The organism is Nonlabens sp. (genome assembly GCF_039941875.1).
GTDB lineage: Bacteria > Bacteroidota > Bacteroidia > Flavobacteriales > Flavobacteriaceae > Nonlabens.
Window position 1 is genome coordinate 45,747 of record NZ_JBDVDQ010000019.1, and the last position, 15,797, is coordinate 61,543.

General features: G+C 34.4%; 14 protein-coding genes. 8 read left to right on the forward strand and 6 right to left on the reverse strand.

The window, feature by feature from the left end; genetic code table 11:
* Window positions 1-10: 10 nt before the first annotated feature.
* Entirely contained in the window at window positions 11-700 is a 690-nt protein-coding gene (locus tag ABJF08_RS11680; RefSeq protein ID WP_348116407.1) for a TIGR00730 family Rossman fold protein, read from the reverse strand.
* Between the two features lie 186 nt (window positions 701-886).
* Between ABJF08_RS11680 and ABJF08_RS11685 the strand changes: the two genes are divergently transcribed.
* The 5 genes from ABJF08_RS11685 (at window position 887) to ABJF08_RS11705 (ending at window position 7,554) form a co-directional block, all read left to right on the forward strand.
* Complete coding sequence (locus ABJF08_RS11685; RefSeq protein WP_348116498.1) at window positions 887-1,489, forward strand: SprT-like domain-containing protein; 603 nt, start codon at window positions 887-889, stop codon at window positions 1,487-1,489.
* Complete coding sequence (locus ABJF08_RS11690; protein WP_348116408.1) at window positions 1,486-2,565, forward strand: mannose-1-phosphate guanylyltransferase; 1,080 nt, start codon at window positions 1,486-1,488, stop codon at window positions 2,563-2,565. The genes ABJF08_RS11685 and ABJF08_RS11690 overlap by 4 nt, the downstream gene beginning before the upstream one ends.
* Window positions 2,565-4,010 (forward strand): DUF389 domain-containing protein, encoded by a 1,446-nt coding sequence (locus ABJF08_RS11695; RefSeq protein ID WP_348116409.1) that lies wholly within the window; start codon window positions 2,565-2,567, stop codon window positions 4,008-4,010. Before ABJF08_RS11690 ends, ABJF08_RS11695 begins: the two co-directional genes overlap by 1 nt.
* A gap of 119 nt (window positions 4,011-4,129) precedes the next feature.
* Window positions 4,130-7,270 carry a DUF3427 domain-containing protein gene (locus ABJF08_RS11700; RefSeq protein WP_348116410.1) on the forward strand — a complete coding sequence of 1,047 codons (3,141 nt, stop codon included), beginning with the start codon at window positions 4,130-4,132 and terminating at the stop codon, window positions 7,268-7,270.
* A gap of 26 nt (window positions 7,271-7,296) precedes the next feature.
* Entirely contained in the window at window positions 7,297-7,554 is a 258-nt protein-coding gene (locus ABJF08_RS11705; RefSeq protein ID WP_348116411.1) for a hypothetical protein, read from the forward strand.
* On the opposite strand, the gene ABJF08_RS11710 is transcribed toward ABJF08_RS11705, so the two are convergent.
* Together ABJF08_RS11710 and ABJF08_RS11715 are read right to left on the reverse strand one after the other, a co-directional pair.
* Window positions 7,551-8,315: an ATP-binding cassette domain-containing protein gene (locus ABJF08_RS11710; protein ID WP_348116412.1), complete on the reverse strand. Its 765-nt coding sequence runs from the start codon at window positions 8,313-8,315 to the stop codon at window positions 7,551-7,553. The two genes, ABJF08_RS11705 and ABJF08_RS11710, sit on opposite strands and share 4 nt — an antisense overlap.
* Window positions 8,315-9,052 (reverse strand): ABC transporter permease, encoded by a 738-nt coding sequence (locus ABJF08_RS11715; RefSeq protein ID WP_104515605.1) that lies wholly within the window; start codon window positions 9,050-9,052, stop codon window positions 8,315-8,317. Before ABJF08_RS11715 ends, ABJF08_RS11710 begins: the two co-directional genes overlap by 1 nt.
* A 96-nt stretch (window positions 9,053-9,148) precedes the next feature.
* Between ABJF08_RS11715 and pafA the strand changes: the two genes are divergently transcribed.
* Window positions 9,149-10,831, forward strand: a complete 1,683-nt coding sequence (gene pafA / locus ABJF08_RS11720) for an alkaline phosphatase PafA (RefSeq protein WP_348116413.1) — start codon at window positions 9,149-9,151, stop codon at window positions 10,829-10,831.
* 55 nt (window positions 10,832-10,886) lie between these two features.
* Window positions 10,887-11,378: a DUF6646 family protein gene (locus ABJF08_RS11725; protein ID WP_348116414.1), complete on the forward strand. Its 492-nt coding sequence runs from the start codon at window positions 10,887-10,889 to the stop codon at window positions 11,376-11,378.
* Here ABJF08_RS11725 and ABJF08_RS11730 read toward each other — a convergent pair.
* Complete coding sequence (locus ABJF08_RS11730) at window positions 11,375-12,226, reverse strand: glycosyltransferase family A protein (protein ID WP_348116415.1); 852 nt, start codon at window positions 12,224-12,226, stop codon at window positions 11,375-11,377. The two genes, ABJF08_RS11725 and ABJF08_RS11730, sit on opposite strands and share 4 nt — an antisense overlap.
* 3 nt (window positions 12,227-12,229) lie before the next feature.
* A complete protein-coding gene (locus tag ABJF08_RS11735; protein ID WP_348116416.1) occupies window positions 12,230-12,760 on the reverse strand; it encodes a methyltransferase in 531 nt (176 codons plus the stop codon).
* Between the two features lie 158 nt (window positions 12,761-12,918).
* Between ABJF08_RS11735 and ABJF08_RS11740 the strand changes: the two genes are divergently transcribed.
* Window positions 12,919-15,015 (forward strand): M1 family metallopeptidase, encoded by a 2,097-nt coding sequence (locus ABJF08_RS11740; protein ID WP_348116417.1) that lies wholly within the window; start codon window positions 12,919-12,921, stop codon window positions 15,013-15,015.
* 109 nt (window positions 15,016-15,124) lie between these two features.
* Here the strand turns inward: ABJF08_RS11740 and ABJF08_RS11745 are convergent, their stop codons facing one another.
* Window positions 15,125-15,643: a hypothetical protein gene (locus tag ABJF08_RS11745; protein ID WP_348116418.1), complete on the reverse strand. Its 519-nt coding sequence runs from the start codon at window positions 15,641-15,643 to the stop codon at window positions 15,125-15,127.
* Window positions 15,644-15,797: the final 154 nt, after the last annotated feature.

Sequence of the window (15,797 nt, forward strand, 5' to 3'; positions counted from 1 at the left end):
TGCAATAACTCTAGAAATTAGGACTCAAGCTATATTTAGAGTAGAAATCATTGATAATTTCAATAGCCTCGTCACTAGTATCTACTACATGTAGTAAATCAATATCTTGTGGCGATATAGTAAAGAATTTTTTATCAAGAGTAGATTTTATCCAGTCCAGTAAACCACTCCAGAAATCTGTACCTACTAGTATGATAGGGAATTTACCTATTTTATTAGTTTGGATTAATGTAATAGCTTCAAACAACTCATCTAATGTCCCAAAACCACCTGGCATCACTACAAAACCTTGCGAGTACTTTACAAACATTACTTTACGAGCAAAGAAATAATCAAAATCTAGACTCTTGTCGTTATCAATATATGGGTTATCGTGTTGCTCAAATGGTAATGCGATATTAAGACCTACAGACGTACCACCAGCTAGGTGAGCTCCTTTATTACCAGCCTCCATAATACCAGGTCCACCACCTGTAATAACTCCATAACCATTATCAACTATTTTACCAGCTATCTCTGTCGCTAGTTGATAGTATTCATTATCTGGTTTTAATCTAGCACTACCGAAAATAGATACACAAGGCCCAATACGACTCATGCGTTCAAATCCCATTACAAATTCAGATAATATCTTAAAGGTTGCCCAGCTATCGTTAGTCTTTAAGTCATTCCAACCTTTTTCTCTTGTTTCTTTTCTCATTGTTGTACTTTAAATTTTTAATGTAATTTTATAAATCTATAACTTCGTAGACTGACTTACAAACATAACGACTATGCTTTTATAAATAATCAGTTTACTGTAAATTTTAGAAATTATTAATGGTGTAAAATCGATGATTTCCCTCTAATTATTTTTAATATCGCAGTTCAAGAATAGCACTTAATAATAATGTCAGTTTTAGAGAAGTATCTTCCCAAGCTTGCCGCAGCACCGATAACTGCATTATTGGAGCAAAATGAGGTGCATCTTAAAATCGTAAATGAGCGCAAGACCAGGCATGGAGATTATCGCAAAAACCCTGACGGTTCTCATGCGATAACCATAAATGCAAATCTTAACAAATACCGTTTTTTAATTACTCTCGTACATGAAATAGCACATCTAGTGGCTTTTCAAAAGTATGGTAGACAGATAAAGCCCCATGGAGTGGAGTGGAAACATACGTTTCAAAAACTGATGTTGCCCTTTTTAAGACCAGATGTTTTTCCTAAGGATTTACTACCTGTGCTGGCACGACATTTTAAAAACCCTAAGGCGAGTAGCGATACAGATGCGATGATGAGTGTCGCCCTAAAATCATACGACCCAGAAAGTGATAAAAGCTATATCTTTGAAATACAAGAAGGGACTATCTTTTTAGGACCTAGCGGTAGAAAATTCCAAAAAGGAAGTAAATTGCGTAAACGCTACCGTTGTGTAGAAATAAGCAGCGGAAAAGTGTATCTTTTCCAACCTAACGCGCAAGTAGAAGTATTAAAGACATTATGAATAACAACAACTACGCAGTAATTATGGCTGGCGGTGTTGGTTCTCGATTCTGGCCAGTAAGTAAGCAATCTTTTCCTAAACAATTTCACGATATGTTAGGAATGGGTAAGTCACTCTTACAGATGACCTTTGATCGATTAAAGCATCAAATCCCAGCGCAACACATATTAGTATTAACTAACGAGGCCTATGTAGACCTTGTAAAGGAGCAATTGCCCGACATGAACTTTGACAACATCGTTGCAGAGCCTGCTATGCGCAATACCGCTCCATGTATTTTACTGGCTGCTTTAAAGATACAGAAAATGAATCCGCAGGCGAGTATGATAGTCGCACCTAGCGATCATTATATAGCCGAAGAAGATATCTTTAATGAAGATCTTAATACGGCATTTGATTTCTGTAAAGAATATCCAGATGCGTTAATGACCTTAGGGATTCAGCCTACATTCGCTAATACTGGTTATGGATATATTGAATTTAATAAGGAGGCAAGTGAAGTGAAAAAGGTATCTCAATTTAGAGAAAAGCCTGATCTTAAAACCGCCCAAGAATTTATTGCTGCAGGTAACTTTTTATGGAATGCAGGGATTTTTATCTGGAATGTAGATAGTGTTGTTTCCGCTTTCGCGAAAGCGCAACCACTATTAACCTCTTTATTTAAAAATGGATTATCTGTTTTTAATACTAACGAGGAAACAGAATGGCTGGAAGAAAATTATCCAAAAGCCGATAATATTTCTGTCGATTATGCGATCATGGAAAAAAGTGAGGATGTCTATGTACTACCTGCACGTTTTTCATGGAATGATCTAGGTACATGGGGCTCGCTTTATGAAAAGCTAGATAAAAATGATAAGGACAGCGCGGTAGTAAATGCGTCTGTTACAGAGATAGATTCCAGTAAAAATATGATAAGAACGGCGGCTGGTAAGAAGGTGATCGTTCAAGGATTAGAAAATTATATAGTAGTAGATCAAGATGATGTGTTGATGATTATTCCTATGACTGCAGAGCAGGAGATCAAAGAAATACGCAATAAAGCCATGGAAAAATATGGTAAGAATATAGGTTAATGGAAGAGCAGAATGTGAATAAAGTAGAAGAGAATGTTCTCGAGGATAATAAGCAAAAGATATCTGGAATCTGGGAGAATATTATGGAGTTTTTACATAATCTTCTAGATATACGTGAGGACTCTGACCGTCATGAAACGATAGATTCTGTAAGAAAGGATATCTCTTTTCAAGGACATAATGCCTGGATTTTGATATTTTCTATCATGGTGGCTTCTATAGGTTTAAATGCTAATTCTACTGCGGTAGTGATAGGCGCCATGCTTATCTCACCACTTATGGGTCCTATAGTAGGTATGGGATTAGGTACGGCTATTAATGACAGTAAAATGTTGCGCCGTTCTCTTACTAACCTAGGTGTAATGGTAGTACTGTCACTTCTTACAGCGACCTTGTACTTTTTTATCTCTCCTATTAAAGAGGCAGAAAGTGAGATACTTGCGAGAACTGCGCCCAACATTCTAGATGTATTGGTGGCCATTTTTGGTGGTCTGGCACTAATAGTTGCTAAGGCAAAAAAAGGGACTATTTCTAACGCCATTGCAGGTGTAGCTATTGCGACAGCCTTAATGCCGCCGTTGTGTACGGCAGGTTTTGGTATTGCAAATGGAGAATGGGGATTCTTCGGTGGGGCGATGTATTTATTCTGTATCAACGCTGTTTTTATTGCACTTACTACCTATGTAGTTTGTAAATTATTGCAGTTTCCTATGGTAAAATATGCAAACGAGGCAAAAAGAAAACGTACGTCTCGTATAGCGGCACTAGTAGGTTTTATAGTTTTGGCTCCTTCTATTTGGTTTTTTATACAATTGTATGAAAAGCAAAAATTTATTATTGATTCAAAGAAATTTGTTCAAGAAAACATGATTTATGAAGGTACTAGAGCAACACCAGAATGGGATCAAGAAAAGAAACAACTAGATGTAACTCTTTTGGGTAAAGAAGTGCCAGAGTCGTTAATCAATGACTGGAAAGCAAGATTTGCCAAAATAGACGGCTTTGAAGAAAGTAAAATAGAAATTTATCAAGGTAGCCGTACGATTCTAACTGCAGGAAACGAGAATTTTGAAAAACTGCAAGAAGAGCGTATCAACGATATAAAGCAATTGCAAAATAAAGACCAGCGCATTATCGCCTTACAAAACGAGCTGGATATACTTAATGGTAAAACGCAAAAACTAGACATGATAAGTGAAGAGGCTGCGTTGATATATCCGCAGTTATCTAGTATCGCACATGCCCATGAGATTAAGAAAGATCTATTAACACAAACGTATGACACTACAGACGTGTTTACTATAAGCTATAAGGATTCTACCTTAACCGGTAACGATACACAAGCGATTAAGAAAACCATGACAGACTGGTTGTCCTACCGCATGAAAACAAGAAAAATTAAAATCAATGAGTCTTTTCCTGTAATAGAAAATACAGGGAAGTAGTAGGTAGTTGATAGAAGTAAAAAAAGCTCTCAAGAACTTTATTCTAGAGAGCTTTTTCAATTAATAAAATTGATTTTATTATCAAATTAAGTCATTTGTTTTAGAAAATTAGAAAAATTATGAATCAAGGGATATATGAAGAATTAGTAACTCAACTGGTGTCTCAAAAATTAAATGAACTTGATAAGCAGAATTTTTATTTAAAGAAAGTTGCGATAGATAAGGAGGAAGCTTCAACTATTTTATCTAAGCATATTTCGAAAACACTTAAACAAGCTTTTAAGGTTATAAAAGGGAGTAATAAAATTGAGCTTCAAATTGAAATCGCCAATAAAATAATTAGATTACTTAAAGAAGAACTTCAAAGTCAAAGTTTTGATGACGACATTGTTAATATAGAAGGAGAAGTTTTAAAAGCTGTATTTTCCAAAGCAGATACGCATTTCTCAAATTTAGATTTACATCTTAAAGAAATAACACCTTATACTACATTAACTCAAAGTGAGTTGTTCACAGGTGGAAATGGAGGCTTGTCATTAGAAAGTGAGCTCAAAAAAGAGATTCTTTCTTCGAACAAGATAAATTTATTGGTATCTTTTATAAAGTTTAAAGGAATAATAATTCTAGAAAAGGAATTAAGGGAGTTTACAGAACGTGGTGGGAAACTCAATATAATTACAACTACATATATAGGGGCAACGGACTATAAAGCTATCCAGCTACTGGCTCGATTACCAAATACCGAGGTTAAGATTTCATATAATACAAAGAATGAGCGATTACACGCAAAAGCATATTTGTTTTATAGAAATACAGGGTTTCATACTGCTTATATAGGTTCTTCTAATTTTTCTAGATCTGCATTAACTGATGGATTAGAATGGAATTTGAAAATAACCACTAAAGAAGTGTCTCACATTATAAATAAGTTTCAGAAGACATTTGATACTTACTGGTTAAGTGAAGATTTTGAGTTATTTGATGAATCTATTCACAAAGAAAAATTGATAGGTGCTTTAAAGCAAAGTAAGTTTAGTAAACCTTTTGAAAATAATACAGTTTTTTTTGACATCACCCCATTTCCTTACCAAAAGGAGGTTTTAGAAAAATTAGATGTTGAGAGAGTTGTTCATAACAGATACAGAAATCTGGTTGTTGCTGCAACAGGGACTGGTAAAACTGTAATATCTGCATTTGACTATAAGCGTTTTAAGCAAAAGAATGATTCCTCAAAATTACTTTTTTTAGCTCACAGGAAAGAAATCTTGCAAAAGTCACTTTCAACTTTCCAAGGTGTTTTGCGGAATAATAATATTGGTGAATTATGGGTTGATGGTAAAGTTCCCAATGATTTTCAAATTGTATTTGCATCAGTTCAAACAGTTAGTAATCAGCTTGAATCTAGTAATATACCTGCAGATTACTACGATTATATCATTATGGATGAATGTCACCATCAAACGGCTAAATCTTATCGCTCTATAATCAATTATTTCAAACCAAAGATTCTCTTAGGTCTCACAGCTACACCTGAAAGAATGGATGGTGGTGATATCCTAATGGATTTTGACAATAAGATAGCTGCAGAAATTCGATTGCCCGAAGCAATGAATAGAAAATTGCTTTGTCCTTTTCAATATTTTGGTATTACAGATAGTGTTGATTTATCCGGTGTAAACTGGACTCGAGGAAGATATATTGTAAGTGAATTAACTGATATCTATACAGAAAACGATAGAAGAGTTAGAGAAATTATAGATGCATTAGAAAAGTACACAAAGGATATTAATGAAGTTAGAGCTTTAGGGTATTGTGTTTCTATAGAACATGCGAAGTATATGTGTGAAAAGTTTACTCTAGCCGGTTTAAAATCAGATTATTTAGCAAGTAGTAATAGTAACGATCGAGAAAATATCCGTCAAAAGTTAGAGAAAAAGGAGATTAACTATTTATTTGTCGTTGATATTTTTAATGAAGGAATTGATATTCCTCAAATTGATACAATATTATTTTTAAGACCTACAGAAAGTTTAACTGTATTCTTACAGCAATTAGGTAGAGGTTTGCGACTTTTTGAAGATAAAGATTGTTTAACAGTTTTAGACTTCGTTGGTAATGCACATTCGGAATACAATTTTGAAAGTAAATTCAGAGCTTTAATAGGGAAAACAAATACTACAGTTATTAAAGAATTAGAAGATAATTTCCCTCATCTACCATTAGGCTGTTCTATCATATTAGAGAAAAAAGCTAAAGAATCTATTTTAAGTAATATAGCTTCAACCACTTCTTTTAATAAAAAACGGATAATTAAAAAAATCCAGCAATTTCAAAACGAAACAAACCTTCAATTAAATATTAGAAATTTCACTCAATTTTATAATATACCAGTTGAAACTCTTTATAAGAGAGGTAGTTGGAAAAGGCTTTGTCAAATTGCAGGCAAAATTGATGATTTTGAATCAACAAATGAAAAAGTGATTGTTTCTGCAATTTCAAATAAATGGTTATCCACTAATTCTTTGATTTATTTTAGCTTCATTTTGAAAATTGCAAAGCAAAATTTTCAAATTGAAATTTCAACATTTAATGAAAAAGAAAAATTAATGCTTTTGATGCTGCATTACGATGTATGGCAACAAGCAGGAGGGTTTGACACAATTGAAAAAAGTATACAAGCTATAGGTTTAAACACTGTGCTTGTTCTAGAAATACAAGAAGTTTTAGAGTTGCTTATCGAAGGAATTAATTTTAGGGAAAAACCTTTAGAATTACCTTATGAACAACCGTTACAACTTCATGGTCGGTATACTAGAGATCAAATACTTGTAGCTTTTGGTTTAAGCACATTTGAAAAAAAATCATCTAATAGAGAAGGAGCAGCAGAGAATAAAATATTAAAAACAGAAGTGCTTTTTATCAACCTTGTTAAGTCAGAAGAGAATTTTTCACCTACCACTATGTACGACGATTATGCAGTTACAGAATCCCTGTTTCACTGGCAAACTCAAAATGAGGCAGGACCAAATACAGGCAAAGGAATATCATATATTCAACATGAAAAAAACTCAAAAAAGATTTTACTTTTTGTGCGAGAGAAACAAAAAAATGAATTTGGAAAAAGTATAGGCTATGTCTTTATCGGTGAAGGTAAATTAAAAGATCATTACGGTTCAAAACCTATGAGTATTAACTGGGTTTTAGAGGAACCAATGCCTAATTATCTATGGAAAGATGCTGCTAAACTTTCTATAGGATAATTTTTTTATATCTAAATTCAACAAAAATGCTGGTAAATAGTTTAGAACACCTTAAAAAACTTGCTGTTAATGAAAATGGTGATTTTCAAGATTTTTATATTTCAGTCGCTAATGGTATTGCTAGGAGTAGTAAGAGAATTCTTTATGAATATAAAAATGATGAGTTTTCTTTAATTCATGAAGTAGATGAATCCTATCAAGAGTTTAACTCTTCAGAAATTAAAGAGAAAACTAATTTGATTGAAGCAATAAATAGAAAAGCCCTTTTTAAAGATATTGATTAAAGCCCCTTATTCTGTGCAATACGCACTTTTTTAAATAAGTTAGAGCTGTATACAAAGTCAGTTACGGTTTCATTATCAGTTTTAAAGATTTCTTTATTGGTTCCTTTCCAGGCCAGTTTTCCATCTTTTAAGAACACTATGGTTTCACCTATTTCCATTACAGAGTTCATATCATGAGATATAATTACTGTAGTGATATCGCGCTCGTGTGTGATTTCTTGAATTAAGTTATCGATTACCGTAGCTGTTTTAGGATCGAGACCAGAATTAGGCTCATCACAAAATAAAAATCTTGGGTTGTTGACTACTGCTCTTGCTAGTGCGACACGTTTTTGCTGTCCACCAGAAATTTCACTCGGCATTTTATTATTAAGACCTACTAGATTTACACGTTCTAGAATCTCGTTTGCTTTTTCCTGACGTTCTTTTAAACGCATTTTAGTAAACATACGTAAAGGGAACATTACATTTTCTTCTACTGTAAGTGAGTCGAATAATGCACTGTGCTGGAAAAGCATTCCCATTTCTTTACGCAAGTTACTCTTGCGTTCTATTTGCATTTCATTAAGTGGCTCTCCATCATAAATAATCTCACCACTATCAGGTACAAAAAGACCCAACATGTTTTTAAGAAAAACAGATTTACCAGATCCACTGGCGCCTATTATCATGTTAGTTTTTCCTTTTTCGAAGGTTGCTGTAATTCCTTTCAGAATTTCTTCATCACCAAAACTCTTGCGCAAATCGTTTACCTGTATCATTAGCTTAAAAGTAATTGAGTTAGAATATAATTTGCTATTATGATAGCCACACAAGTCCATACAAAGCTGGTCGTACTCGCTTTACCTACTTCTAGCGCTCCACCTTCCATATAATAACCATGGTAACTAGGTATAGTCGCAAGCATTAATCCAAAGACCATCGTTTTTATAAAAGCATAAGCAACATGCCAAGGGATAAAACTATCTTGTAATCCTACTATAAAATCTTCAGAACTAGAAAGGCCACCATAAACAGCCGCTAGATAACCACCAGCTATTCCTACGAACATGATAATAGCAATCAAAAATGGATAGAAAAGTAGGGCGATAATTTTAGGGAAAATCAAATAATTTAAAGGGTTAATACCCATTACTTCTAGAGCATCTATTTGCTCAGTAACACGCATAGAACCTATACTAGAAGTAACATAAGAACCTACCTTACCAGCCATAATAACAGATATAAATGTAGGGGCAAATTCTAGAATTATAGACTGTTTTGTAGCAAAACCTATCAATGATTTAGGAATCAATGGATTGTCTAGATTAAGCGCCGTCTGTAACGCTACAACAGCACCCATAAACAAAGATATAAATGCGGTTATACCTAGAGAGCCTATAATAAGGTCGTCTATTTCTTTAAGGATCAATTCCTTAAGAACTATTGCTTTAGTCGGTCGTTTAAAAACGCCGTACAACATGATCATATAACGTCCTATGTGTCTTAAAAATCTCATCGTGGTAAAAATAGATAAAAATAATCCTACATAATTTAATGCTTTATTAAACTTGTTCATTTTTTCTTGGTTTACTTTTGTAAAAAATATTTTTCCATGAAGAATTTACTTTCTCTGATACTTCTTTTTGTCTTTTTGACTTCTTGTAGCACGCTTTCGCGAAAGCGAGACCAACAACCATCTACGTCCTCCATGACAGAATCTAGTGCTACAGAAAAGGCACCTAAACTGGTAGTAGGTATCGTGGTAGATCAAATGAGGTATGACTATTTATCCAGATTTTATGATCGCTATACAGATGGTGGTTTTAAAAGACTAATGAATGGTGGTTTTAACCTGACTAATAATCATTATAATTATGTGCCTACTTACACAGCGCCTGGACATGCGTCTATTTATACAGGTACTTCACCTATGAATCATGGAATTATAGGAAATAATTGGTACGATAAATTTCAAGGAAAAGTGATTTATAATGCAAGTGACGATCAGGTGAGTGGTGTAGGTTCTTTAAGTGACGACGGTAAAATGTCGCCTCGTAGAATGTTAACCACTACAGTTACAGATCAACTAGAGTTGCACACTCAAGGTGAAGCAAAAGTAATAGGGATATCTGTAAAAGATAGAGGTGCAATTTTACCTGCAGGGCACGCGGCAGATGCTGCTTACTGGTTCGAAGGTGGTGATAAAGGAAGTTTTATCTCTAGTACCTTTTATCTGGAACAACTGCCTAAATGGGCGGCAGATTTTAATGCCTCTAGAAAAGCAGACGATTATCTTAAAGCATGGAACACGCTTTACCCAATAGAAACGTATACAGCTAGTGGTACAGATCTTAATAAATTTGAAAAAGCACCTAGAGGCAAAGCTAACGCCGTTTTTCCTTATGATTTAAACACTTTAAGAGAGAAAAATGACAACTATAGTCTTATAAAAGCGACACCTTATGGTAACACCATCGTAGCAGATTTTGCTATAGAAGCTATAAAAGCAGAAAATATGGGTAAAGATGAGGTTACTGATTTTCTTGCAGTGAGTTTTTCTAGTACCGATTATATAGGACATCAATATGGAGTTAACTCTATAGAAATAGAAGATACCTATTTAAGACTGGATAAAGATTTAGAGCGTCTTTTTTCTACACTAGATAAAGAAGTAGGAGAAGGGAATTATACCATTTTCCTTACCGCAGACCATGGTGCGATTAACAATCCTGCCTATCTTCAAACTAGAAGGATAAACGCAGGTTATTTTAATAGATCTAATTTTAGAGATGATCTTAATAAAGCGATACTTAATAAGTATGGTCAGGAAGATTTAATTTCTAATATTTCTAACGATCAGATTTTCTTTAATAAAGCAAACCTGATTAAAAATAATATCAACCCTATCGATCTAGAAAATTTTATAGCAATGACTATAACAGATTATAAACACATCGATAAGGTATTTACTAGAAACGCACTGGTTTCTGGGACGATGCAGGATGGAACAGGAAAGTTGATTCAAAATGGTTTTCATCACAAGCGTAGTGGTGACGTGATTTATGTACTAGAACCGGCTGTAATTTCTTATTCTAAAACTGGTTCTACACACGGTAGTTCTCAAAGTTATGATACACACGTACCATTATTATTTTATGGAAATGGAATTAATAAAGGATCTAGTAGTAAACGCACAGAGGTTATAGATATCGCGCCTACTATATCTAGTCTTTTAAAAATAGGATTTCCTAATGGTGCTACTGGTAATCCTATAAGCGAAGTGTTAAAGCATTAGGATCGTTTTAACTTGATAATCTTATATTTGCAACCGCAAAATTAAAACTAACAACATGAAAAAAATATTATTAATCGCAGCTCTTATAGCTGGTGTAACTGTAAATGCTCAAATATTTGCAGGAAAAGGAGATCAAAAAGTACAAATAGGTGCAGACTTTCAGTCAGGTGCTACTGGTATTCAAGGGACTTATGATTATGGTCTTGCAGAGAATTTTTCTATGGGTCTAGGTGTCAACTATGCACTAGGTCTAGATGACGGTATAGATGCAGACTTTGATGAAAGAGCAACTGTAAAATTACGTTTTAACGCAAACATAGGTAACGTGATCAATATAGATCCTATGTTTGATTTTTATCCAGGTCTTGCTTTTGGAACAAAGAATTTTGGTGGTCATGTAGGTGCTAGATATTTCTTTACAGACGGTTTTGGTCTTTATACAGAGGCTGCTTTTCCACTAGCAAAATATAAATCTGGAGATTTAACTATACAAGAAGAACTTTATAATCAGTTCAATGTAAGTGTAGGACTTGCTTTTAATTTCTAAAAGCCCAACTTAGATTTTATACCGTTCCAGCGGTAATTTCTTATAAAACGACCTTGCTCTACTGTTACCAGTGGAGCAAGGTTCTTTTTTTGTGCCAGTCGGTAACCTTTTAGATAATCTGCAATAAGCTGAAATTGCTTTTTATTCCATGCCATCTTTGCGGCAGTAATAAAGGTGAGCATTCTCCCATAACGCATTTTAAAAAAAGCCTCTCCTTGTAGGTATTTGGATCTAGAATTATAAGCCGCTCCAGTAGGCTTTAAATGTTTAACATGTAAACCAGGAATAGTAACAACACTCCAGCCGTAAAAACGCGCCAGCATCTCATCGATAGTGTCCCAGCCTATACTAGTTTTGAGTCCACCTATTTGTTTAAAGCATTCTGTTCTGTAAGCTTTTAAAGCACCTCTTATGTGATCAGGATTGTTTTGATTTTCTACTTGCCAGGTGCCATCTTTATCAATGGTACAATGTCCGGCTGTCATTCCTGTTGTTTCGCTTTCGCGAAAGCGAGTCACCACATCTTTTAAATAATGATCTGGAAAAATTAAGTCCGAATCGTATTTACAGATAATGTCAAAGTTCTCGATATCTATTTGTGATAATCCATAATTAAAGGCATTGATCACCTTAGAACCAGGAATATTCTGGGCACTAGAAGAGGTCTTTACCACTTTAATAGGTAAGAGTGTAGAGTAGGAGCAAGCTATGTCATAAGTAGCGTCTGTAGAATTATCATCTACAACTACTATTTGTGCTGCCTTAAAAGTCTGTTGCGCTAGACTATCTAAGGTTAGTTTAATGAATTGTTCTTCATTATGAGCAGGTATGATAATGGCTATTTTCAACGGCTATGAAGGATTCACTTTTTCACAATAGACCAAATAATAGCGATCTGTAAATCTTCTAAGCAAGGGACGTATTCCTATTTTTTTGATAGGATTTGTAAACTTCATGCGATCTACCACTTTCCAGCCTGCTTTTTCTAGAACGTAATCGAGTTGCCAGGGTTCAAATTCATGATAGTGTTGGTCTCTTATATCGTTTTTATTACGGTAAGCACTAGAGAACCATAGTTTTAAAGGGACGCTTATCACGGCTTTATTACTTTTAATAGCTTTTAAAGAAGTGTAAGGACTTACTAGATGTTCAAAAATTTCAAAAGCCGTAACGACATTGCCATTAAAATTCTCAATTTCACTGACGTCGTCATCTAGATCCAGTCCAGTAGTGTTTTGTACTTTATAACCGGCATCTTTCATAATAACAGAAAACGGATTTTCAACACCTAAATCTAGAATGGTATCTGTTTTAGGGATGTGTTTTTCTAGAAACTCTAGGGTTAATCCAAATCTTTTATGAGGGAAACTGTTCTCGTACAATGGTGCTTAATTTAAGTTACGAAAATAGAGATTTATACTCGTAGAGTAAGATCAGTTTCTTAAAACTTTATGCGGTAGCCATAGTCTTTCCGTTAATAAAAGTTAAGCATGGATCACAAGTGATTAATTGCGGTACATGTTTTGTATTTTTCGCCCTTATGAAATGGATCACACTAGTTGCTCTTTTGGGAGCTTTTTTTTCTCAATCACAAAACACGCCTAGCCAGTTAACAACGGTAGATTTTAAACAGGCAAATGTATCTATTAATCTAGATGCAAATTCTAATGAGATAACAGGTACGGTAGACTATCATCTTGAAATCTTAAATGATGTACCATCCATTTTTCTAGATGCAAAAAATCTAGTCTCTTACAGCGCTTTATTAGATGATAAGAAAGTGAAAATGATGTATGATGGGAAGAAACTTGTAGTACAGTCACCGTTTAAAGCAGGTGAGGAGCACGACCTTAAAATCTCTTTTACCAGTTACCCATCAAAGGCTATGTACCATATAGACATAGACGATGATCGCTTGTGGGATCAAGTATGGACACAAGGACAAGGTAAATATACCAGTAACTGGCTGCCTAGCATAGATGATATGAATGATAAGATCATCTGGAATACGTCTATTACCGCACCTGCTTCTAAACTTGCAGTTTCTAACGGTGTGCTATCACAAGTGACTGATGGTACAGATGTAAAAACGTGGAAATACACCATGCAAAAACCTATGTCTAGTTATTTACTGGCTGTGGTTGTTGGAGATTATGAGGTGAAAAAAGAGAATAGCTCTTCTGGGGTATCTCTAGAATATTACTATTATAAAAATCAAGAAGATAAAGTAGCATCTACCTATCAACATTCTAAAGAGATTTTTGATTTCTTAGAAGGAGAGATAGGGGTAGCTTTTCCCTGGCAAGGATATAAGCAAATTCCTGTTAAGGACTTTTTATATTCTGGGATGGAAAATACAGGTTTAACCGTTTTTAGCGATGTGTTTTTTACAGATGAGTTAGGAGCAAATGACCGCAGTTATGTTAACGTAAATGCACACGAACTAGCGCATCAATGGTTTGGCGATTTAGTTACAGAGACAGATGCAAAACACCACTGGTTGCACGAAGGGTTTGCGAGTTATTACGCTTTACTAGCAGAAAAAGATTTGTATGGTAATTCCTATTTTCAACATCAATTATACGAGTATGCCGAGGCCTTAAACGAGCAAAGTGCTAGAGGTAAAAGTACGGCATTGTTAGATCCTGAAGCAAATTCACTTACCTTCTATCAGCATGGAGCATGGGCTTTACATGCGTTAAAGGATCAAGTTGGAGAGATCAGCTTTCGCGAAAGCGTAACACGTTACCTTATAAAGAATAAATACAGCAATGTAACTACAAATGATTTTCTAGATATAGTAGAAGAAGTAAGCAATCAAAATCTAGATGAGTTTAAATCTACATGGTTAACATCTACTACATTTCCGACTGCCGATGCTTTACAAGTCTTGAGAAAAGAACCTATTATGGAAGACTTTTTGCAACTGGCAGCTAGACGTATATCTAGCTTTGATGAGTCTTATTATTCTTATAAAGAAACACTAGAAAAACCGATAGAACTAGAACTGGTTAAAGAAATGGTAGCTCAATTAAGTATTCATAATACGAATAAGAAATATGAGTTGTTAAGAGAGGCAGCAGCACTAGATAATATAGAAGTAAATCAATTAATAGTTTTAAGTACGCCTAGTATAAATGTAGAAAATAGAGAGTTGATAAAAAGTATGCTCAACGACGATTCTTATGTAACGCGAGAGTCGACATTATTTCTTTTATGGAATGATGTGAGCGATAAAAGAACTTTCTTAGAAGAAACAAAACAGCAATGGGAACAAGTAAATTCTAGTCTGGACATGGCATGGATAGTACTTGCGCTCAATTCTAGTGGGTATAGCAATGAAGAGTTATTGCCTTTATTAACTAAGTTGCAATCTTATACAGGACCAGTGTATGGTACAGAGACTAGAACGGCTGCATTTGACTATTTAATCAACCTAGATGCGATGAGTCAGCAAAATTATATAGATCTCATGCAGGCTAGCTTGCACCATGTATGGAGGTTTTATGAAAATTCACGTGATATCTTAAAAGCGCAATATAAAAGAGAGAATGGTAAGTTTCTTATAGATCAATCTTTTGATCATTTTAATTCAGAAAATCAAAAACGTTTGAGTAAGATTTTAGATATCAAGTAATTTAGGTAGTTGTAAATAGAGGTTTATAGTTCTAAGTATAACTACAGTCATAAAAAAAATCCAGATCTATTACAGATCTGGATTTTTTAAATATGCTATGTTTTTTTATTTAAAACAAATCATTTACTTCAGTTTTTAAGAAGCTTATCGCAGTGGCGCTAGGTGCACGTTTGTCCATAAGATCATTAAGAATAGCCTGACGTAGACCGTCTGCAGTAGTGACTTTATCAGTCATTGATACTTGACGTAGTTTTTGTATAGTTGTGTTTTTTGCGGCACGTATAATGTTCCAGCACTCTTCACTCACATAGACTTGCTGTGCTATGTTGTGTTCAAACTCGTGTTCTATAGCTGCTATAAGTCCTTGTTCATAATCAGACTTAGATAAATTACCAGGTTTAGTTCTAACGACTAGGCTAGCAGGTTTAATGCGTTCAAGAAAAAGAACTAATCTCTCATAGGCAGCCATACGAGAAGGAAGTGTTTTTGCCTGCGACTCTCTTACGGTTATAAAACGTCTTCTTTTTTCTTCATTCTTCATAAATGACGAAAAGAAATAATAAGAGATTACTGCAACAATAAATGCAGGTAATAAAGTTTGGAGTAAAGGTAAAATTGCTTCTTGCATGATTAGGTTTTAAGATTTTGGAACGTTCAAAAATAATAGGATATTTTATTTAACAAGTAATTTTATATGGCTATTTCTATTCATCTAGCGATATAAGTGTTTTATAGTATGAAGAAGTGGTTTCATCTGTTGCCACTTTATTTGCATATCAGTC

Coding starts and splice junctions, on each gene's coding strand:
- ABJF08_RS11680 (WP_348116407.1), bottom strand. CDS start 700: ATGAGAAAAGAAACAAGAGAAAAAGGTTGGAATGACTTAAAGACTAAC.
- ABJF08_RS11690 (WP_348116408.1), top strand. CDS start 1,486: ATGAATAACAACAACTACGCAGTAATTATGGCTGGCGGTGTTGGTTCT.
- ABJF08_RS11695 (WP_348116409.1), top strand. CDS start 2,565: ATGGAAGAGCAGAATGTGAATAAAGTAGAAGAGAATGTTCTCGAGGAT.
- ABJF08_RS11700 (WP_348116410.1), top strand. CDS start 4,130: ATGAATCAAGGGATATATGAAGAATTAGTAACTCAACTGGTGTCTCAA.
- ABJF08_RS11705 (WP_348116411.1), top strand. CDS start 7,297: ATGCTGGTAAATAGTTTAGAACACCTTAAAAAACTTGCTGTTAATGAA.
- ABJF08_RS11710 (WP_348116412.1), bottom strand. CDS start 8,315: ATGATACAGGTAAACGATTTGCGCAAGAGTTTTGGTGATGAAGAAATT.
- ABJF08_RS11715 (WP_104515605.1), bottom strand. CDS start 9,052: ATGAGATTTTTAAGACACATAGGACGTTATATGATCATGTTGTACGGC.
- pafA (WP_348116413.1), top strand. CDS start 9,149: ATGAAGAATTTACTTTCTCTGATACTTCTTTTTGTCTTTTTGACTTCT.
- ABJF08_RS11725 (WP_348116414.1), top strand. CDS start 10,887: ATGAAAAAAATATTATTAATCGCAGCTCTTATAGCTGGTGTAACTGTA.
- ABJF08_RS11740 (WP_348116417.1), top strand. CDS start 12,919: ATGAAATGGATCACACTAGTTGCTCTTTTGGGAGCTTTTTTTTCTCAA.
- ABJF08_RS11745 (WP_348116418.1), bottom strand. CDS start 15,643: ATGCAAGAAGCAATTTTACCTTTACTCCAAACTTTATTACCTGCATTT.